The sequence below is a fragment of the Thioprofundum lithotrophicum genome (assembly GCF_055387065.1).
In genome coordinates this window covers 1,584,108-1,603,749 of the sequence record NZ_AP042379.1, presented here as the reverse complement: position 1 = coordinate 1,603,749, position 19,642 = coordinate 1,584,108, and the positions used below count along the sequence as shown (strand labels likewise).

Sequence of the window (19,642 nt, the reverse complement as noted above, 5' to 3'; positions counted from 1 at the left end):
GTTTCCAACCCACCAAACTGAACGGGAATTCGGAACAGCGATTTCTGTTGTTGCGTTGCCGGCTCCGCTGCGCTTGAGCCGGCCTACATCCAGCCAGTCAATCTTGCACGGCCACATCAAGGGAACAGACAATCGATCATGCAACACACCCTCTGCATCTTCGGCGGCACCGGCTTCGTCGGCCGCCATCTGGCGCGGGCCCTGACCGCGGCGGGCCATCGGGTCCGGATCCCGTCCCGGCATCCGGAACGGCACCGCGATCTGCGGGTGTTCCCCGGCCTCACCCTGCTCGAAGGCGACGTGGTGCACGACGGCTTCGTGATGCGCAAGGCCCTGGATGGCTGTGACATCGCCATCAACCTGATCGGCATCCTCAACGAGAAGCGCGACAACGGCAAGGAATTCCATGCCATCCACGTGGCCCTGGTGGAGCGCATGCTCAACGCCTGCCGCGAGAAGAAGGTGAGCCGCTTCCTGCACATGAGCGCCCTGCACGCCGATGCGGCCAGCGGCAGCAGCTACTATCTGCGCAGCAAGGGCGAGGGCGAAAACCGCGTGCATGCCGCCAGCGGCATCGAGGCCACCTCCTTCCGGCCCTCGGTGATCTTCGGCCGCGACGACAGCTTCACCAACCGCTTCGCCGCCCTGCTGCGCAAGGCGCCGATCCTGCCCCTGGCCTGCGCCCGCAGCCGCTTCGCCCCGGTGCACGTGGAAGACGTGGTGCAGGCCTTCGTGCGCAGCCTCGACAGGCCGGCGGCCATCGGCCAGCGTTACGATCTCTGCGGGCCGAAGGAATACACCCTGCTCGAGATCGTCGAATACCTCAACCGGGAACTGGATCTGCACCGGCGCATCCTCCCCCTCGGCCCGCGCCTGTCGAAACTGCAGGCGATGATCCTGCAGCACGTGCCGGGCAAGCCCTTCACCCTGGACAACTTCCGCTCCCTGCAAACCGACAGCGTCTGCGCCGAGGGCGACCGGGTGCTGCGCGAGGTCTTCGGCATCGTGCCCACGCCCCTGGAAGCGGCCGTGCCCCTCTATCTGCAACCGGACACCCTGCGGGCCCACTATACCCGCTGGCGACGCACCGCCCGCCGGCCGTGAAGATCTACAAGGTCGGCGGCGGCGTGCGGGACCGGCTGCTGGGCCTGCCGGTCACCGACAACGACTGGGTGGTGGTGGGCGCCACGCCCGAGCAGATGCGCGCCCTGGGCTTCAGGCCGGTGGGCAAGGACTTCCCCGTGTTCCTGCATCCCGAAACGAAAGAGGAATACGCCCTGGCCCGCACCGAACGCAAGACCGGCCCCGGCTACACCGGCTTCACCTTCCACGCCAGCCCCGAGGTCACCCTGGAGGAAGACCTGGCCCGGCGCGATCTCACCATCAATGCCATGGCCGAGGACGAGGACGGACACCTCATCGATCCTTACGGCGGCCGGCGGGACCTGGAACGCCGCCTGCTGCGCCACGTCTCCCCCGCCTTCGTCGAGGATCCGGTACGCATCCTCCGGGTGGCACGCTTCGCCGCCCGCTTCCACCCCTTGGGCTTTCGCATCGCCGACGAAACCCTGGCGCTGATGCGCCGCATGGTGGACGCAGGCGAGGTGGACGCCCTGGTGCCCGAACGGGTCTGGCAGGAGACGGTGCGCGCCCTGGGCGAGGATGCGCCCCAGGTGTTCTTCGAGGTGCTGCGCGAATGCGGCGCCCTGGCCAGGCTGTTTCCGGAGATCGAACGGCTGTTCGGCGTACCGCAGGATCCCGCGCACCATCCCGAGATCGACACCGGCGTGCACACCCTGCTGGTGCTGGAACAGGCCGCGCGCCTGACGCCCGAGCCGGTGGTGCGCTTCGCCGCCCTGGTCCACGATCTGGGCAAGGGCACCACGCCCCGGGATCTGTGGCCAAAGCATCCCGATCACGAAGCCCGCGGCGTGCCCCTGGTGGAGGCCCTGTGCGAACGGTACCGGGCACCGAAGGCTTTTCACGAACTGGCCGTGCTGGTGACCCGCTATCACCTGCACTACCACCGCGCCGCCGAACTGGACGCGCCGGCCCTGCTCGCGCTGCTCGAGGCCCTGGACGCCTTCCGCCGCCCCGCACGTTTCGAGCAGTACCTGCTGGCCTGCGAAGCCGACTCCCGCGGCCGGCCCGGCTACGCGGACGCCGAGTTCGCCCAGCCCGGCCTCCTGCGCTCCGCCTTCGCCGCCGCCGACGCCATCCGCGGCGGCGACCTGGCCCGCGCAGGCTACCGCGGCGCCGACCTCGCCCGCGAACTGCGCCAGCGCCGCATCGCCGCGATCCGCGAGGCTTCGAAAACGGACGAACACAGCAAACACGGAGGGCACGGAGACACGGGGGGCACGGAGAAATGCTGAGAATCCGCCTCCACCTGATGAGTGATCTGCGACAGGCCCCGGCTGTCTCCACACGTTCTCGCCTCGGTGTCCTCCGTGTCTCCGTGTCCTCCGTGTTCCTTCCACCGCGGTCGTGAAGAAGACCATGAAGACCCCGCCGAAGATCGGTTTCATCAGCCTCGGCTGCCCCAAGGCCACGGTGGATTCGGAGCGGATCCTCACCCGCCTGCGGGCCGAGGGCTACGCCATCACGGATCGTTACGACGACGCGGCCCTGGTGATCGTCAACACCTGCGGCTTCATCGACGCGGCGGTGGAAGAGTCGCTGGCGGCCATCCGCGAGGCGCTGGACGAGAACGGCAGGGTGATCGTGACCGGCTGCCTCGGCGCGCGCGAGGGCCTGGTGGAGACGGCCGTGCCCGGCGTGCTGGCGGTCACCGGACCCCACGCCTACGAAGCGGTGATGGCAGCGGTGCACACGCACCTGCCCAAGCCCCCCGATCCCTTCACCGATCTGGTGCCGCCCGAGGGGCTGCGGCTGACGCCGCGTCACTATGCGTATCTGAAAATCTCGGAAGGCTGCAATCACCGCTGCAGCTTCTGCATCATCCCGCAACTGCGCGGGGATCTGGTCAGCCGGCCGGTGGGCGAGGTATTGCAGGAGGCCGAGAACCTGGTGGCCGCCGGAGTGAAGGAGCTGCTGGTGGTCTCCCAGGACACCTCGGCCTACGGCGTGGACGTGAAATACCGCACCGGCTTCTGGGGCGGGCGTCCGGTGAAGACCCGCTTCACCGAGCTGGCGGCGGCCCTGGGCACGCTCGGCGCCTGGGTGCGGCTGCACTACGTCTATCCCTATCCGCACGTGGACGAGGTGCTGCCGCTGATGGCCGAGGGCCGCGTCCTGCCCTATCTGGACGTGCCCCTGCAACACGCCAGCCCGGCCGTGCTGCGGGCCATGAAACGCCCCGGCGACATCGAGCGGGTGCTGGAGCGGATCGAAAACTGGCGGACGATCTGCCCCGATCTGACCCTGCGCAGCACCTTCATCGTCGGCTTCCCCGGCGAGACGGAGGCCGACTTCGACCTGTTGCTCGAGTTTCTCGACGCCGCCCAACTGGACCGGGTGGGGGCCTTCGCCTACTCGCCGGTGGACGGTGCCCCGGCCAACGCGCTGCCCGGCGCCGTGCCGGAGGAAGTGAAGCAGGACCGCCTGGCCCGCTTCATGGCCCGCCAGGGCGAAATCAGCGCGGCGAAGCTGCAGGCGCGGGTCGGCCGGCGCGCCACCGTGCTGGTGGACGGGGTCGACGAGGAGGGCCTGCTGCTGGCCCGCTCGGCCGGCGAGGCGCCGGAGATCGACGGCGCCGTGATCCTCGACGACGCGCCCGACGCCCAGGCCGGGGATCTGCTGGACGTGGAGATCGTCGCCGCCACCGAGCACGATCTGATCGCCCGCCCGCTCGCGGGCTGATTCCGGGTTTTCCCGGGTTCAAGCTAAAGCCCGTCCGTTACCGGCCGCTAGAGTCAGGGAAACCCGAACCCTGCGCGGGGGCCGCGGCCCCGGCCTGCGCCCCGCCCTCACAGCCTGGATGCACCGCATGACCACCCTTGCCGCCCGCTTCGTCCCCCGCCTGCTCCCCTATCTCGCGCCGCTCCTGCTGCTCGCGGCCACCGGCTACGCCCTGTTGCGGCTGGGCCCCGACCCGGTACTGTTCGGCTTTCTGGTCCTGGGGATTCTCACCTGGCCGCTGATTGGCCATTTCCGCAAACGCCACCTGGCCATGGCCCGGCAGCTCGAGAGCGTGTGCCAGGAACTGGCCAGCGGCCGGCTTTCCGCCCGCCTGACCGGGATCCCCGAAAACTGCGAACTGGGCGCGCTGGCCCATGCCCTGAACCGGGCCGTGGAACAGACCGAAGCCTTCGTCCACGACACGGTGAGCCTGCTGCAGGCCGCCGGCGAGCAACGCTTCGACACGCCGCCCGCCAGCGCCGACTTCGCCGGCGAGTTCCGCGACGGGCTGGCGAGCATCCGCCAGGCCCTCGAGTCCCTCGAAGCGGCCCACTGGCAGCGCCAGCGGGAAGAGCTGTTCAGCCGCGTATCGGCCCTGCAGGCCGAGAACCTGGTCTCCAGCCTGCAACTCACCCAGACCGATCTGCACACCATCGCCCAGGAGATGACCGAAGTGGAAACCATCTCCAGCGAAGCGGCGCTCAATGCCCAGGGCAGCCGCAACGACGTGAACAACGTAAAGGAAAACATCGGCCTGGTGGTGGAACGCATCGGCGCCCTGCGCGATGCCTCCCGCCAGCTCGACGAGAGCAGCGCGGAGATCAACCAGATCATCGGCCTCATCGCCAGCATCGCCGATCAGACCAACCTGCTGGCCCTCAATGCCGCCATCGAGGCGGCGCGGGCGGGGGAACACGGCCGCGGCTTCGCCGTGGTGGCCGACGAGGTGCGGGCCCTGGCCGAGAACACCAAGCAGGCCACCGACAAGATCGAGGCCATCATCACCGGGCTGCTGCAGGCCAGCCAGCGGATCGCCGAAAGCTCCGCCCAGATGGAGGAGAAGACCACCACCTCGAACCAGCTGGTGGCCGATTTCGAGCGCTCCTTCGCCCGCTTTGCGGAAGTGGCCCAGCAGACCTACGAAACGGTCAGCAAGGCCCGCATGATCAGCCACATCTCGCTGGCCAAGATGGATCATACGGTCTACGTGCAGAAGGCCCACCGGGTCATCGGCCTGGACGGCCATCATCCCTACAAGGACGATCTGCGGGTGGATGCGGATCGCTGCCGTTTCGGCCACTGGTTCGCCGATCCCGATGGCGGAGCCTGTTACAACAACCTGCCCAGTTACCCGGTGATCATCGATCTGCACAACCGGCTCCACGCCACAGTGCAGACCCTGCTCGACGCCCTGGAGCAGGACTGGCGCGCCGACGCCGCATTGCAGGGCACCATCCTCGAGGCCATGGAAGCCACCGAAGAACAAAGCCGGCAACTCGTCGAGCGGCTGGGCATGCTGGTGGAGGAGAAACAGCGCATCGAATCGTTCACCGACGCGCCCAGCGAGGTGGAACTGTTCTGAATCGGCAGAAAGCTGTTGTGAATTTAGGTGCTATCCGGTAGGAGCGGCGCAAGCCGCGAAGGCGGCATTTTCGCGGCTTGCGCCGCTCCTACATCAAACGATTCACGTCAAGACAATTTTGAAACAACAGCCTGCTAACCCGGCTTGCGGGCGATGGCGATGGCGCGCACGGGGGCCGGATGGCCTTCCACCGTGCGCGAGGCATCGTTGGGATCGAGAAAGTCGGCCAGGGACTGGAAGGTCATCCAGGCGGTGCGGCGCTGTTCCTCCACGCGGGTGGGGGTTACGTCCACCACCCGCACGTCGCGGAAGCCGCAGCGTTCCAGCCAGCGTTCGAGCAGGGCCGGGGAGGGGATGAACCAGACGTTGCCCATCTTCGCGTAGCGCCCCGCCGGCACCAGCACGCTCTGCGCGTCGCCTTCCACCACCAGGGTTTCCAGCACCAGTTCGCCGCCGGGGCGCAGGGCACCCTTCAGTTGCAGCAGGTGATCCAGCGGCGAGCGCCGGTGATAGAGCACCCCCATGGAGAACACGGTGTCGAAGGCGTCCAGTGCCGGCGGCAGATCGTCGATGCCCAGCGGCAGCACGTCCACCGGCTCGGCGGGCAGGTAGCGCTTCACGGCCCGGAACTGCATCACGAACAGGGGCGACGGATCGATCCCGATGACCCGCGCCGCTCCCGCCCCGCGCATGCGCCAGGCATGATAGCCGTTGCCGCAGCCCACGTCGAGCACCAGCCGCCCGGCCAGCGGTTGAATGTGCGGCGCCAGGCGCTGCCACTTCCAGTCGGAACGCCATTCGGTGTCGATGGGCAGACCGAACAACTCGAACGGCCCCTTGCGCCAGGGGTGCAGTTGCCGCAGGGCGGCTTCGAGCCGTTCGCCATCGCCGGCAGCCAGATCGGCGGCGTGGCCGATGCGCACCGTGTCGGCGGCCAGATCCACGCTGCCTGGCCGCGCTTCGGGCAGCGCGGCCAGGGCCGCCTCCCAGCGGGGCAGATCGCCGTGCCGGGCCGGGTCCAGCCCGGCGGCCACCTGGGCGGGCAGGCGTTCGGCCCAGCGGGCCAGCGGCCCTTCGGCCAGCGCCGGCAACAAGGTGTCGAGATCCATCAGCGCAGGGCCAGCAGGCCGGCGAAGTTGAGGCAACGGAACCATTCGTCCACCGCCGTAAAACCCGCCGCCTGCAGGCGCCGGTGGTGGGTTTCGAGGGTGTCGGGGATCAGCACCTTCTCCAGGGCCGCCCGTTTCTGGTGGATCTCCAGCTCGCTGTAGCCGTTGGCACGCTTGAAATCGGCGTGCAGGGCCTCCATGCGTCGCTGTTCGGCCGAATCGGCGAAGGCGATCTTCTCGGCCAGCAGCAGAATGCCACCGGGACGCAGGCCGGCATGGATGCGTGCCAGCAGCGCGGCGCGATCCGGCGGCGGCACGAACTGCAGGGTGAAGTTGAGGATCACCACCGAGGCGTCGCGGATGAGCACGTCACGGATGTCGGCACAGATCACCTGCACGCGCCGCGCTCCCAGGGCCTCGCGCAGGTTGGCAGCGCAACGCGCCGCCATGGCCGGGGCATTGTCCACCGCCACCAGGGTGACGTCGGGCGTCTCGAGGCAGCGGGCCACCGCCAGGGTGCTGGCGCCGAGCGAGGCGCCCAGATCGTAGATCCGGCTGCCGGCCCGGGCATGGCGCGCCGCCAGCAGGCCGGTGAGCCCGATCAGGGTCTCGTAGCCGGGCACCGAACGGCGGATCATGTCGGGGAAGACCCGGGCCACCGCCTCGTCGAAGGCGAAGTCCACCAGGGGGCGGGGGGCGGCGAACAGCTTGTCCACGGAAGAAGGCATGGAGAAATTGTAAACCAGGCGGGCCGGGGCCGGCCCGCGGCGGCTCAGGCGGCGCTGCTGTTGCCGTCGGACCCGGCCTGCAACCACTCCCAGGCCTCGTCGAACTCCCGGCAAATCCGCACCTGGAAGGCCAGCGGGCTGGCCAGGGCCTTGAAGATGTCGGCCAGCATCAGCAGCACCGAATCCTTCGCCAGGATGGCCAGGCGATAGCGGCTGCCCCGCTTCTCGCGGGACAGGGCCACATGGGTCACCAGTTCCTGGAGCTTGTCGGGCGTGGAATACACCAGGGCCTCGCGCAGATCCCACAGCGTGTTCATGCCGGGGCGAAATTCCGGATCCTCGAGCATGCGGTCGAAGGCGTCCCGAATGTCCGCCACCTCGAGCTGGCCCGTCGCCGTGTGCACGACGAGGTTCACCTCGGGATGGATGCGGATGTGCACGGGCATGGTGACGCTCCTGGTGAGCCACCGCGTCCCTGGCAGCACAAATTGCCGGACGGATTCGGGGTCCGGAAATTCCTAGGTTAGATATACAAGTATAGCAGTCCCAGCCCCAACAGCAGACGATAGATCACGAAAGGCAGCATGCCGATCCGATCCAGCCACTTCAGAAACAGCGCGATGCACAGCCAGGCGGTGACGGCCGAGAACAGGGCCCCGAGGGCCAGCGCCAGCCAGTCCACCCCGCTGCCGGCCTGCAGCAACTTCAGGGTCTGATAGCCGCCGGCCATGAGGATGGCGGGGATCGACAGCAGAAAGGAGAAGCGCGCGGCGGCCTGCCGGGTCAGCCCCAGGAACAGGCCAGCGGTCATGGTGATGCCCGACCGCGAGGTGCCGGGCACCAGCGCCAGGGCCTGGGCCAGGCCGATCAGCAGGCCGTCCCGCCAGTCGAGGCTGTGCTCGTCGCGCCGGCGGCGGCCGGCCGCGTCCGCCCACCACAGGAGCAGGCCGAACCCGATGGTGGTGGCCGCGATCACCAGCGGCGAACGCAGCACGGTTTCCACCAGATCGTGCAGCAGCAGGCCGGCCACGCCCACCGGCACCGAGGCCAGCAGCAGCACCCAGGCCAGGCGGCTCTCGCCCACCGGAGCCCGCTGCCGGCAAGAGCGGGCCCAGTCGGCCAGCAGCCGCCCGACCTCGTGGCGGAAGTAGGCGACCACCGCCACCAGGGTGCCCACATGCACCGACACGTCGAAGGCCAGGGACTGATCCGCCGTGTGGGTGAGGTTCGGCACCAGGATCAGGTGCGCGGAACTGGAGATGGGCAGAAATTCGGTCAGCCCCTGAAGAATGGCCAGGAGCAGGATGTGCAGCAGCGACATGATGACTGGGGTTCCCGGGCAACGGACGAGGGTCGGCATTGTAACCCAATGTCATGACCGGCAAATTGCGGTATAACGGACATGCCCCGCACGCCCTCACGCCCTCACCCCCAGCCCCTCTCCCGGGGGGAGAGGGGTAAGGCGTACGAGCCTCGCGTGGGTGGAGGTAAACAAATTTCGCCGGCGGCCGATAGATCGGGAATCGGTCGGGGAAGGGCTCCCCCACCCATCTTCGCGAGCAAGCCAGATGAAATCGACAGCCGTCATACCGGGAATCCGCCAGGGATGGACGACGTGCCCCAGACCCGCCCGCCAACCACTGCCGAGCGCATGAGACGCCTGTTCACCATCGATCTGCGCCTCGGCCTGCCGCTGCTGGTGCTCCTGCTGTTCGGGGCGTTGCTCTGGCTGCTGCCGGCCGATCGCGAGATCCTGCTATGGCTGCTGTTGCCGGTGCTGCTGCTGGTGATGGGGCTCCACCACTGGCTGATCCGCCGCCCCCTGCGCCTGCTGAGCCAGCGGGCCCGGCAGATGGTACAGCACCGCTTCGAGCCCCTGCCCGTGACCGGCCGCGGCGAGATCGCCGAGCTGGCCGAGGCCTTCAACCTCATGGGCCGCCAGCTCCATCAGGCCCTGGCCTTCCTGCAACAGCGCGAACAACAGCTCTCGCGCACCCTCGAGGCCATCGGCGACGCGGTGATCACCACCGACGACCAGGGCCGCATCACCCGCCTGAATCCCGTGGCCGAAACCCTCACCGGCTGGTCGGCCGAGGACGCCCACGGCCGGCCCCTGGAAGACGTCTTCGTGCTCGAGGGCGAACAGGGAGAGGTGGTACGCAACCTGGTGCGGCACCTGACCGAGAGCGGCCAGGCCCTGAACCTGGGTGACGACAGCATCCTGCGGCGGCGCGACGGCCAGCCCCGGCGCATCGCCGACAGCGCCGCGCCGATCCTGCGCGAGGACGGCTCCCTGGAGGGCCTGATCCTGGTGTTTCGCGACGTGACCGAAGACTACCGGTTGCGCGAGGAGAGCCGCATCGCCGCCATCGCCTTCGACACCCATAACGCCATCGCCATCACCGACCCCGGGGGACAGGTGCTGCGGGTCAATCCCGCCTTCACGGCGCTCACCGGTTTCGCCGCCGCCGACATCGCCGGGCATGCCCTGGCGGAACTCGACGTGCCCGACGAGGAAGACGCCATCCCCGCCGCCCAGCGGCTGGCCGTGGCCCGCAGCGGCGCCTGGAGCGGCCGCCGTCGGCTACGCCACCGGGACGGGCGCCTGCTCCAGGTGTGGGAGACCATCAACGCGGTGCGCGACGAGGCCGGGGCGATCACCCATTTCGTCTCCAGCCTCAGCGATCTCACCGAACTGGACCAGACCACCCGGGCCCTGCTGGAGAGCCAGTCCCGCTACCAGAGCCTGCTCGACGCCCTCAACGACGGCGTGCTGATGATCCGCGACGGCGTCCTCATCGACGGCAACGACAAGCTGTTCGAGATCCTGCAGCGCCCCCGCGAGGAGGTGATCGGCCGCTCGCCGGTGGAATTCTCGCCGCCCGTGCAGCCCGACGGCCAGCCGTCGGCCGAGAAGGCCGAGGCCATCATCCGCGAGGTGCTCGCCGGCGAGCCCCGGATTTTCGACTGGATGAAGCAGTTGCCCAACGGCGACTGCATCGACGTGGAAGTGAGCTTGACCCGGGTCTTCGTCGATCAGCAGCCGACCCTCATCGGCGTGCTGCGCAACGTCACCGAGCGGCGGACCGCCGAACGCCAGTACCAGCAACTGCTGGTGGAACTGGAACGCAAGGAGGCCCAGATCCGCCTGGCCACCCGCGCCGCCGGCGTGGGCCTGTGGGAATGGAACATCGCCAGCGGGCACGTCACCTGGTCGGAAGGCGCGGAAGCCATCTATGGCCTCGGCCCCGGCGAACTGGGCCACACCCTCGATACCAGCATGACCCTGGTGCACCCGGAGGACACCGCGCGCCTCGACGACGCCATCGCCCGCAGCCTGGAAGAAGACGCGCCGCTGCTGGTGGAATACCGGATCATCCGCACCGACGGCGCCGTGCGCTGGGTGGAGCTGTCGGGCAGCCTCGAGCGCAGCGCCGGGGGCGAGCCCACCTTCCTGCGCGGCGCGGTGCAGGACATCACCGAACGCCACCAGGCCCGCCAGGAAATCGAACGGCTGGCCTTCTACGATCCCCTCACCGGCCTGGCCAACCGGCGCCTGATGCTGGACCGGCTGCAACAGGCCATCGCCCACGCCCAGCGCGAGGGGGTGCACGGCGGCCTGATCTTCATCGATCTGGATCGCTTCAAGCTGCTCAACGACAGCCTCGGCCACCGCGCCGGCGACATGCTGCTGCAGCAGGTCACCCGCCGCCTCACCGACGCCCTGCGCGAGGAGGACACGGTGGCGCGCCTGGGCGGCGACGAGTTCGTGATCATGCTGCCGGCCCTGGACGCCGATCCGGGCGTGGCCGCCAAGCGCGCCTGGCAGGTGGCCGAGAAGATCCGCGGCCGGATCAGCGGCGGCTACGATCTCGACGGCCACCGCTTCCACATCACCGCCAGCCTCGGCATCGCCCTGTTTCCCCAGGACAGCCACCGCGCCGAGGTGCTGCTCAACCACGCCGATGCGGCCATGTACCAGGCCAAGGGCAACGGCCGCGACACCATCGCCTACTACCACCCCAGCCTGCAGGCCGAGGCCGACGCCCGCCTGGCCCTGGAAGAGGATCTGCGCGATGCCCTGGGCGCGGAACAGCTGTTTCTCGAATACCAGGCCCAGGTGGACGACCGCCAGCAGCCGGTGGGCGTGGAAGCCCTGCTGCGCTGGCAGCATCCGGCCCGCGGGCGGGTGATGCCCGACACCTTCATCCCGGTGGCGGAGGAAACCGGCCTGATCCTGCATCTGGGGGAATGGGTGCTGCTCACCGCCTGCCAGCAGTTGCGCGCCTGGATGGACCAGGCCGACGACGGCCAACCGCCCGGCCTGTCGGTGAACGTCAGCCCCATCCAGTTCCGCCACAGCGGCTTCGTGGAACAGGTGAACCAGATCCTGCGCCGCACCGGCGTGGCTCCCCAGTTGCTGACCCTCGAAATCACCGAAGGCACCCTGATCGAGGATCTGGACGACACCATCGCCAAGCTCAAGGCCCTCAAGGAACTGGGCCTGCGCATCTCGGTGGACGACTTCGGCACCGGCTACAGCTCCCTGTACTATCTCAAGCACCTGCCGCTGGACGAGCTGAAGATCGACCGGGCCTACGTGCAGGACATCACCGAGGACCCCAACGACGCGGCCATCGTCCAGACCATCCTCTCCATGGCCCGCCACCTGGGCCTGGAGGTGGTGGCCGAAGGCGTGGAAACCCTCGCCCAGGCCGAATTCCTGCGCGACAATGGCTGCCACCGCTACCAGGGATTCCTCTATTGCCGGCCCATCTCGGCACAGGACATCACCCGCCGGATCCTGCCGGCGGCGGACGCGCCCTGACCCCGAAGCACGGAGACCGGCCCGGTGATACGCGACAGGATCAGGACAATTTTCGGCCTCCCGGGCCGCCTGCTGCGGCGGCCCCTGCACCAGTTGCTGATCGGCGCCTTCGTGCTGGTGGCCCTGCTGCCGATGGCGGTGCTCGGCCTGCGCCTCTATCACGCCGCCTGGGACGACGCCTGGCGCGAGGTCTACGAGAAGCACCGCCTCCTGGCCATGAACCTGGCCTCGCCGCTGCAACTCTACGTGCAGGATCACCAGACCATGCTGGCCATGCTCGCCAACCGCCTCGCGGGTCGGGATCGTGATCGCGAAGTGGTGGATCTCCTGTCGGACACGGGCACCATCCTGCCCGACTTCCGCAACCTGTCGCTGGTTTCCGCCAATGGCGATCTGATCTACTCCACCGCCCTTTCCGCCATCGCCCCCGGCCAGCACCGACTGTTCGCCGACGAGGCCTGCTTCCGCTTCAGCCTGGAACGGGGCCAGCCGACGCTCTCGGCCATGCAATACAGCCCCCTGGACGATCAACCCACGTTAATCATGTCCCAGCCGGTGCTCGGCCCCGACGGGCAGGTGCAGGCCGTGCTGCTCGCCGAACTGAACATCGATTACATCGAACAGTTGCGCCGCAACATCCATTTCGGCGAGCGCGGCCACTCGGCCATCGTGGATCAGACCGGCCACGTGATCGCCCACCCCAACCCCGACTGGATGCGGGAGATCCGCGATCTCTCCCATCTCTCGGTGGTGCAGAAGATGATGGCGGGCGAAACCGGCGTCACCGAGTTCTACTCGCCCTTCGTCAGGCAGGAGATGGTGGCCGGCTTCACCGCCGTGCCCGGCATCGGCTGGGGCGTGATGGTGCCCCAGCCCAAGGCAGAAGTGGCCCGTCAGGTCCACGCCCTGCTGACCAGTCATCTGGCCTGGGTCGGCGTCGCCCTGCTCCTGGCGATCGGCGTGGCCGTCTTCCTGGCCCGCTGGATCAGCCGCCCCCTGGTGCGCCTGGCCGGCGCCGCCGACGAGATGGCCCGCAACCGCTTCCGGGGGCGGCTGCCCGATCCCGGCCACAACGTACCCCGCGAGATCGGCCAGCTCGACGACGCCCTGCACAACCTGATCAGCGGCCTGCTCATCTCCCGCCACCGGCTCGAACAGCTCAACACCGATCTGCAGGACCGGGTGGACGAGGCCACCGCCCGCCTGCGCGAGACCAACGAGCAGCTCGAGGCCGCCCTGCGCCGGGCCGACGAGTTCATCGGCTTCGCCCGCCACGATCTGCGCAAGCCGCTGGTGGTCATCCGCGACATCGTCGACACCCTGCACGACACCCTGCGCATCACCGGCAAGCCGCCGGCCGATCTCCCCGAACTGCTGGAACTGATCCGCCGCTCCGACGACTACATGCAGAACATCGTCAACGACTTCCTGGGCGAGATCGTGCTGCACGAGGACAGCCTCACCTGCCACCCCGAGCCGCTGGATCTGAACCTGTTGATCCGCTTCATCGTCACCAGCAACCAGGCCTATGCCGGGCGCAAGCAGATCACCCTGGAGACGGATCTCGATTCCCACCTGCCGGAGATCCGGGCCGACGACACCCGGATCACCCAGGTGCTCAGCAACCTGGTCGACAACGCCATCAAGTTCTCGCCCACCGGCACCCGGATCAGGATCCGCACCCGCCTGGAAGGCGACACCGTCCGCTGCCAGGTTCAGGACGAAGGCCCGGGGCTCACCGAAGCGGATCTCGAAAAGGTCTTCACCCCCCACACCCGCCTCAGCAACCGCCCCACCGGCGGCGAGCCCAGCACCGGCCTCGGCCTAGCCATCTGCCGGCGCATCGTCGAACTCCACGGCGGCAAAATCGGCGTGCACAACAACCCGGGCCGGGGCTGCACTTTCTGGTTCCGCCTGCCTTTGGGGCAAAGGAAAGAGACAAGAGAAAAAACGTAGGCCGGCGCAACGGCCTAACGGGGATTCGGATCGGCGATGTCCGTCAATTCGGGAATCTCGTCGTCGGGCGGCGGTTCACCGCTTTCAAGGGCCTGACGCAGGCGGAACATTTCGTTCTTCATGCGCTGCTCGCCCTCCTTGCGCCCGCCCTCGTACATGGAGGCGTACTCGGTCAGCATGTTCTCCATGGTGGCCATGGCCTGGGCCAGATCCGCTTCCAGTTTCGCGTTGCGCGCCCGCAAACGCTGGTTCTCCTTGCGCAGCCGGGCGGGCGATGCCACGGCCTCCCCCTCGCCCTCCCCGGGCGGGGCCTCGATCAGGTTGCGGTAGGCCAGCAGCAGGCCGCGCACGTCCTCGTCGAAGCGTCCGATGCCGGTGCGATCCCGGCCGAGAAACATGCGCATCACCTTGCGATAGAGCGACTTCTCCTGATCGATCAGGGCCCCCGCCATCTCTTCCGCCGCCGCCCGGGGCAGGCCGTAACTTTCCACCAGCGCCGTGATCAGCGCCGTTTCGTGATCTTCCGCCCCGTTCTTCAGCCGCGCCACCAGTTCCCGGGCCCGCGCCTGGTCGTCGCGCCGCCCGCGCGACTGAAGATAGAGATGGATGCCGAAGACCAGGCTCACCAGCAGCCCGAACTCCGCCGCCGCCAGCAACAGCCCTGTCAGCCACTCGCTCACAGCTGCAGGGCCGCCTCGTCCTCGGCCTGCCTGCGCAGGCGCAGGCGGCGCAGCACCAGCCAAACCGCGTTCCCCACGGCCGCCAGCAGCAGGTTGATCAGCAGGGTCAGGATGAGGATCCGGGTCCAGTCGGGCCCCGTCTCGGCCTCGGCCGGCTTCCCCTGCGCCGCGGGTGCTTCTTCATGCGCGGCGGGGGCCTCCCCGTGCGCCTCCGGGGCCGCTTGTGCTTCCGGCGGCGCTGCATGGCCGGCCGCGGCCGCGTGTTCCGCCACCGCGGCCGGCACGCCCGGCACCTGGACCGTGTAACGGGCCTGCACGGGCTGGCCGGTGCGCCGCCGACCCTCGATCCGAACCGCCAGGGTCTTGCCGGCAAACGCCGCCGGCAACGCCAGTTCCCAGCCCTGCTCGCCGGCCGAAGGCAACGGCTCGCCCGTGTCTTCCCGGATCACCTTCACCTCGGCCGGATCGATCAGCAGCCGTTCCGGCGTCACGCCGAGATGAAAGCCTTCGCCGGCCTTCTCCACCTGCAGCCGCAGCAGCGCCGGCAGCACCCGGTACACGTGCCGGAACTCGCGCTGGAAGGTGGCCCCGTCGGCGCGCACCAGCAGGACGTGCTCGCCTTCGCCCGCCACGCCATCCACCCGCCGGCCGAAAACCCCGTCACGAGCCTTGTCGTCACCGTCGCGTCCCGTGTCCGAGAGCAGCCATTCCTGCGGCGGCTGCGCCTCGCCCTGCCGGTCGAGCGCGGTGAAACGCACCAGTTCGAGAAAGTCCCGCCGGGTGATGCGCCGTTCGCGCTCCCGGAGCCAGGCCTGCACGGGCAAGGGATCCCCGGCGAGCAGCGCCGTGGGCAGTTCGCGCACCTCCAGGCGCAGATCGGTCAGTACCAGTACCCGGTTCTCGGGATCGACACGGGTCAGCAACCGCCACTCTCCCCGGGCCGGCGCCCGCACGGTGACAAGATCGTAGCCGTCCTCGTGATACCAGCTCACGGGATCCGGCGCGCCGGCCTCGTCGAAGGCCCTGCCCTGCGGCGGCTGGATGCGCAGGGGCGGATCCGCCGGGCGGCGGAACACCACCAGGGTCATCTCGCGCACGCCGGCGTCCACCGTGAAGCGGTTGCCCTCGATAGGCAGGGCCGGCCGCGGCGCCGCGCGCTCGAACAGCTGCAGGAAGATCCGTTGCAGATCCGCGGCCGAGGCGGCCTCGGCGAAACGCCCGCCGGTCTCGGCCGCCAGGGTCTCGAGCAGGGCCCGGTCCGAGTCGCCGGACAGGGCCACCGCGTGCACCTGCACGCCGGCCCGGACCAGTTGCGGCAGCAACGTCTCGAGAATGCGCCGGCGCGAGAGGGCGTCCACCTCGGCATCGCGGGCGATGTCCACCTTGCCGTCGGTGAGCAGAATCAGATGCCGGGCGTAACGGGGATCGGGGCGCCGCCAGTTGAAGGCCGCCTTCTGGATCACCTCTTCGATGTTGGTGTAGCGGCCGCGGGAATGGATCCGGCCCGCCTCGGCCCGGGCCTTCGCCTTCCAGGCCGGCGTCACCCGTCCCCAGGGCACTGCCATGTTCACGTACTGGCCGAAGGTCCACACCCCGGCCCGGCTGCCCTCGGGCAACAGCCCCGTGAGCAGGCGCAGGGCCGGCCGGCGCAGGTTCCGCGGATCGGTCTGCTTCATGCTGCCGGAGACGTCGATCGCCACCCGCACGTCGGGCACCGGGGCCGCCGCGGCGGCCGCGCTCGTGAGCAGCAAAATGAACAGGAATGACACTCTCATGCCATCCTTTGCGGCCACTGGCGGGGAAACTGAAGGCGTGGGGGAAGGGAGAGAAGGTCCCCACGGAAGGCGGGAGCGACACCCTCGCCGCGATCACGCAGGGCCGAGTCACGCGGGCCAAGGGCCGAGGAAAAGCATAGGCTTCCGATTCCGCTTCACCTCGTCACTCGGCCCTCGTCCCTTGGCCCTGTTCCTGTCGCGGCGAGGGCGCCGCTCCTACACAAAAACGGACGGGCGAAAGCCTTTCCGCATGAAAAAAGCCGCCTGCAGGCGGCTTTTTTCATGCAACTGACGGTGTCTTGCTTCAGCCGGAGAGGATCACCGAGAAGAAACTCAGCCAGGCCACGATGACCAGGCCAATGATGAAGGTCAGCGGGAAGTTCTCGAAGGTGAACATGTCTTTCATGGGTCGGTGTCCTGTGGCAATTCGGTTGGGTAGACGAATTCTAGAAGACTCGCCGGGCCGCATCAAGGCCGGCGTTCCTCGCGGGAATCGGGCTTGCGGCCTGGGATGCGGGGGTCGTCGTCGTCCATCAGGATGCGGTGGGCGGGGCCTTCGAGATCGTCGAACTGGCCGCTGCGCACGGCCCAGACGAAGGCCCAGATGGCCACGCCGAGAAACAGCACACCGAGAGGAACGAGCAGGAAGAGGATGGTCATGCGGTACCGGCTCCGGCGGAATCGGGGGTAAGCGAGGCGTCAGTATAGCGCCGGTTGAGGCGCAGCGCATTGGCCACCACCACCAGCGAACTGCCCGACATGCCGATGGCCGCCATCCACGGGGCCACGTGGCCCATGGCCGCCAGGGGCAGGGCCACGGCATTGTAGAGCAGGGCCCAGCCGAGATTCTGGCGGATGATGCGCAGGCAGTCCCGGGCCATGCGCACGGCCTGGGGCAGGTTGCCCAGGCGTTCGCTGAGCAGGATCATGTCGGCGCTGGCCTGGGCGAGCTGGGTGCCGGTGCCCATGGCCAGGGAGACGTTGGCCCCGGCCAGCACCGGGGCGTCGTTGACCCCGTCACCGACCATGGCCACCACCGCGCCGCGCGACTGCAGTTCCCGCAGGCCCGCCAGCTTGTCGTCGGGACGCATGCGGGCGCAGAAATCCGCGATGCCCAGCTCCCGGGCCACGGCGGCCACCGCCGCCTCGCTGTCGCCGCTGTAGAGCAGCGGCACGATGCCCTGGCGGCGCAGGGCCGCGATGGCCTCGCGGGCCCCGGGGCGCAGGCGGTCACGCAGGCGGAACACCGCCAGCAGGCCGTCTTCGTCAGCGAGGACGATCTCGGTGGCGCCGTCCGCCTCCGACGCCGGCAGGGCACAACCGGCAAAGGCGGCCACCCAGGCCGGCTGACCGATCCGGTAGCGCCGGCCTTCCACCGTGCCTTCGATCCCCTGCCCGGCCTCGGCCACGGCCTCCTCCACCTGAGGCAGTTCCCCCGGGGCGGCCTGCACCAGGGCCGCGCCCAGGGGGTGTTCCGAGGCCCGCTCCAGGGCCGCCGCGATCCGCAGGCAACGGGCCTCGTCCGACGCCCCCAGGGTCTGCACCGACTCCAGGCGCAGGCGCCCTTCGGTGAGGGTGCCGGTCTTGTCCAGCACCATGTGGGTGGCGCGGGCCAGGGTTTCGAGCGCATGACCGCGCGTGGTAAGCACGCCGAGGCGGGTCAGACTGCCGGTGGCGGCGGTCAGGGCCGCCGGGGTGGCCAGGGACAGGGCACAGGGACAGGTGACCACCAGCATGGAGAGCACGATCCAGCCGGCCTCGGCGGGATTGTGCTGCCACCAGTACCAGCCCACCACGGCCGCCAGCAGCAGGATCACGCCGACGAAGGCCCCGGCGATCCGGTCCGCCAGCCCGGCCAGGCGCGGTTTCTCCGACTGGGCACGGTCCAGCAGGCGCTGGATGGCGGCCAGCACCGTCTCCTCGCCGACCTTTTCGATGGCAATCACCAGCGGGCTCTCCACATTGACCGAACCGCCCACCACCTTGTCGCCCGGGCCGCGGGGCACCGGCACGCTTTCGCCGGTGAGCAGGGATTCGTCCACGCTGGAGCGGCCTTCCAGCACCCGACCGTCGGCCGGCACCGGCTCGCCCGGCTTGACCCGCACCCGGTCGCCCGGCGCCAGATCCGCCACCGCCACGGTTTCCTCGCCGCCGTCGGTGAGCCGCGTGGCCATGGCCGGCAGCAGCTTGACCAGCTCTTCGGCCGCCTGCCCGGCCTTGTGCCGCGCGGCCATCTCCAGATAGCGGCCGGCCAGCAGGAAGAAGGTGAACATGGTCACCGAGTCGAAATAGATCTCGCCGCGCCCGGTGAGGGTGGCCCAGGTACTGGCCAGATAGGCGCCGCCGATGGCCAAGGCCACCGGCACGTCCATGCCCAGCCGCCGGCGGCGCAGATCCCGCCAGGCCGAGACGAAGAAGGTGCGGGCCGAATAGAGCACCACCGGTGTGGCGATGACCAGCGACACCCAGCGGAAGAAGGTCTGCATGCGGGCTTCCATGCCGCTGAAGTCGCCGGCGTACAGGGCCACGGAGACCATCATCACCTGCATGGCGCCCAGCCCCGCCACCGCCAGGCGCTTGAGGGCCTGGGCCTTCTCCTTCTTCTGCACCGCTTCCTGGCGCCCCGGATCGAAGGGATGGGCCAGATAGCCGATTTCGGAGATGGCGCGCAGGATGTCGGAAAGGTGGATCCGCGAGTCGTCCCACTTCACGGTGGCCCGGTGGGTGCTGTAGTTGATCCGGAACTCGAGCACGCCGGGCAGGGAACCCACGTGCCGCTCGTTGAGCCACACGCAGGCGGCACAGACGATGCCCTCGAGGATCAGCGAAGCCTGCTTGACCTTGCCCGCCTCGGCCTCGCGCACGAAGCTGCGCTGTACCTGGGGCTGGTCGTAGAGATCGAGATCCTTGAGCGCCTCGGGCACCAGCTCGCGGGCCGTGGGCGCCGTGGCGGTACGGTGGCGGTAATAGCTCTCCAGCCCGCCGTCGACGATGGCCCGGGCCACCGCCTCGCAGCCGGGGCAGCACATGCGCCGTTCCCGGCCATCGATTTCCACCCGGTAGTCGCTGCCCTCGGGCACCGGCAGGCCGCAGTGGAAACAGCTGGGGGCATCGTCGGGCATG

General features: G+C 69.0%; 13 protein-coding genes and 1 pseudogene. 6 read left to right on the top strand and 8 right to left on the bottom strand.

Annotated elements, in window-relative coordinates; all coding sequences use genetic code 11:
- The first annotated feature begins 138 nt into the window (after nucleotides 1-138).
- The 4 genes and pseudogenes from ACZ5BH_RS07465 to ACZ5BH_RS07450 form a co-directional block, all read left to right on the top strand.
- The gene (locus ACZ5BH_RS07465; RefSeq protein WP_464888631.1) at nucleotides 139-1,104 is read left to right on the top strand and encodes a complex I NDUFA9 subunit family protein; all 966 of its coding nucleotides are present in this window, start codon (nucleotides 139-141) and stop codon (nucleotides 1,102-1,104) included.
- Complete coding sequence (locus tag ACZ5BH_RS07460) at nucleotides 1,101-2,375, top strand: multifunctional CCA addition/repair protein (RefSeq protein ID WP_464888630.1); 1,275 nt, start codon at nucleotides 1,101-1,103, stop codon at nucleotides 2,373-2,375. The genes ACZ5BH_RS07465 and ACZ5BH_RS07460 overlap by 4 nt, the downstream gene beginning before the upstream one ends.
- A 124-nt stretch (nucleotides 2,376-2,499) precedes the next feature.
- The gene (rimO, locus tag ACZ5BH_RS07455) at nucleotides 2,500-3,822 is read left to right on the top strand and encodes a 30S ribosomal protein S12 methylthiotransferase RimO (protein ID WP_464888629.1); all 1,323 of its coding nucleotides are present in this window, start codon (nucleotides 2,500-2,502) and stop codon (nucleotides 3,820-3,822) included.
- Nucleotides 3,823-4,702: 880 nt separating this feature from the next.
- A pseudogene (locus tag ACZ5BH_RS07450) lies at nucleotides 4,703-4,954 on the top strand (methyl-accepting chemotaxis protein); the annotation flags it as partial.
- 623 nt (nucleotides 4,955-5,577) lie between these two features.
- Here ACZ5BH_RS07450 and cmoB read toward each other — a convergent pair.
- From cmoB to ACZ5BH_RS07430, 4 genes are all read right to left on the bottom strand, one after another.
- On the bottom strand, nucleotides 5,578-6,552 hold the full coding sequence (gene cmoB / locus ACZ5BH_RS07445; RefSeq protein ID WP_464888628.1) for a tRNA 5-methoxyuridine(34)/uridine 5-oxyacetic acid(34) synthase CmoB: 975 nt from the start codon (nucleotides 6,550-6,552) through the stop codon (nucleotides 5,578-5,580).
- Nucleotides 6,552-7,280: a carboxy-S-adenosyl-L-methionine synthase CmoA gene (gene cmoA / locus ACZ5BH_RS07440; protein ID WP_464888627.1), complete on the bottom strand. Its 729-nt coding sequence runs from the start codon at nucleotides 7,278-7,280 to the stop codon at nucleotides 6,552-6,554. The genes cmoB and cmoA overlap by 1 nt, the downstream gene beginning before the upstream one ends.
- Nucleotides 7,281-7,324: 44 nt before the next feature.
- Complete coding sequence (locus ACZ5BH_RS07435; protein ID WP_464888626.1) at nucleotides 7,325-7,726, bottom strand: hypothetical protein; 402 nt, start codon at nucleotides 7,724-7,726, stop codon at nucleotides 7,325-7,327.
- A gap of 77 nt (nucleotides 7,727-7,803) precedes the next feature.
- Nucleotides 7,804-8,601: an undecaprenyl-diphosphate phosphatase gene (locus ACZ5BH_RS07430; protein WP_464888625.1), complete on the bottom strand. Its 798-nt coding sequence runs from the start codon at nucleotides 8,599-8,601 to the stop codon at nucleotides 7,804-7,806.
- Between the two features lie 285 nt (nucleotides 8,602-8,886).
- On the opposite strand from ACZ5BH_RS07430, the gene ACZ5BH_RS07425 reads away from it, so the two are divergent.
- Together ACZ5BH_RS07425 and ACZ5BH_RS07420 are read left to right on the top strand one after the other, a co-directional pair.
- Nucleotides 8,887-12,108, top strand: a complete 3,222-nt coding sequence (locus tag ACZ5BH_RS07425; RefSeq protein ID WP_464888624.1) for a bifunctional diguanylate cyclase/phosphodiesterase — start codon at nucleotides 8,887-8,889, stop codon at nucleotides 12,106-12,108.
- A 24-nt stretch (nucleotides 12,109-12,132) separates the two neighbouring features.
- Nucleotides 12,133-14,064 (top strand): sensor histidine kinase, encoded by a 1,932-nt coding sequence (locus ACZ5BH_RS07420; protein ID WP_464888623.1) that lies wholly within the window; start codon nucleotides 12,133-12,135, stop codon nucleotides 14,062-14,064.
- 14 nt (nucleotides 14,065-14,078) lie between these two features.
- On the opposite strand, the gene ACZ5BH_RS07415 is transcribed toward ACZ5BH_RS07420, so the two are convergent.
- The 4 genes from ACZ5BH_RS07415 to ACZ5BH_RS07400 all read right to left on the bottom strand — a co-directional run bounded on the left by ACZ5BH_RS07415 (nucleotide 14,079) and on the right by ACZ5BH_RS07400 (nucleotide 19,641).
- Nucleotides 14,079-14,744 carry a hypothetical protein gene (locus ACZ5BH_RS07415; RefSeq protein ID WP_464888622.1) on the bottom strand — a complete coding sequence of 222 codons (666 nt, stop codon included), beginning with the start codon at nucleotides 14,742-14,744 and terminating at the stop codon, nucleotides 14,079-14,081.
- Entirely contained in the window at nucleotides 14,741-16,519 is a 1,779-nt protein-coding gene (locus tag ACZ5BH_RS07410; RefSeq protein ID WP_464888621.1) for a VWA domain-containing protein, read from the bottom strand. The genes ACZ5BH_RS07415 and ACZ5BH_RS07410 overlap by 4 nt, the downstream gene beginning before the upstream one ends.
- Nucleotides 16,520-16,987: 468 nt before the next feature.
- Entirely contained in the window at nucleotides 16,988-17,179 is a 192-nt protein-coding gene (gene ccoS / locus ACZ5BH_RS07405) for a cbb3-type cytochrome oxidase assembly protein CcoS (RefSeq protein ID WP_464888620.1), read from the bottom strand.
- Nucleotides 17,176-19,641, bottom strand: coding sequence for a heavy metal translocating P-type ATPase (locus ACZ5BH_RS07400; protein WP_464888619.1), 2,466 nt, complete (start codon nucleotides 19,639-19,641; stop codon nucleotides 17,176-17,178). The genes ccoS and ACZ5BH_RS07400 overlap by 4 nt, the downstream gene beginning before the upstream one ends.
- Nucleotide 19,642 lies beyond the last annotated feature (1 nt).

Excerpts from the sequence above, each read along its gene's own strand:
- ACZ5BH_RS07465 (WP_464888631.1), top strand. The coding sequence starts at position 139 with ATGCAACACACCCTCTGCATCTTCGGCGGCACCGGCTTCGTCGGCCGC.
- rimO (WP_464888629.1), top strand. The coding sequence starts at position 2,500 with ATGAAGACCCCGCCGAAGATCGGTTTCATCAGCCTCGGCTGCCCCAAG.
- cmoB (WP_464888628.1), bottom strand. The coding sequence starts at position 6,552 with ATGGATCTCGACACCTTGTTGCCGGCGCTGGCCGAAGGGCCGCTGGCC.
- cmoA (WP_464888627.1), bottom strand. The coding sequence starts at position 7,280 with ATGCCTTCTTCCGTGGACAAGCTGTTCGCCGCCCCCCGCCCCCTGGTG.
- ACZ5BH_RS07435 (WP_464888626.1), bottom strand. The coding sequence starts at position 7,726 with ATGCCCGTGCACATCCGCATCCATCCCGAGGTGAACCTCGTCGTGCAC.
- ACZ5BH_RS07430 (WP_464888625.1), bottom strand. The coding sequence starts at position 8,601 with ATGTCGCTGCTGCACATCCTGCTCCTGGCCATTCTTCAGGGGCTGACC.
- ACZ5BH_RS07425 (WP_464888624.1), top strand. The coding sequence starts at position 8,887 with ATGGACGACGTGCCCCAGACCCGCCCGCCAACCACTGCCGAGCGCATG.
- ACZ5BH_RS07410 (WP_464888621.1), bottom strand. The coding sequence starts at position 16,519 with ATGAGAGTGTCATTCCTGTTCATTTTGCTGCTCACGAGCGCGGCCGCC.
- ccoS (WP_464888620.1), bottom strand. The coding sequence starts at position 17,179 with ATGACCATCCTCTTCCTGCTCGTTCCTCTCGGTGTGCTGTTTCTCGGC.
- ACZ5BH_RS07400 (WP_464888619.1), bottom strand. The coding sequence starts at position 19,641 with ATGCCCGACGATGCCCCCAGCTGTTTCCACTGCGGCCTGCCGGTGCCC.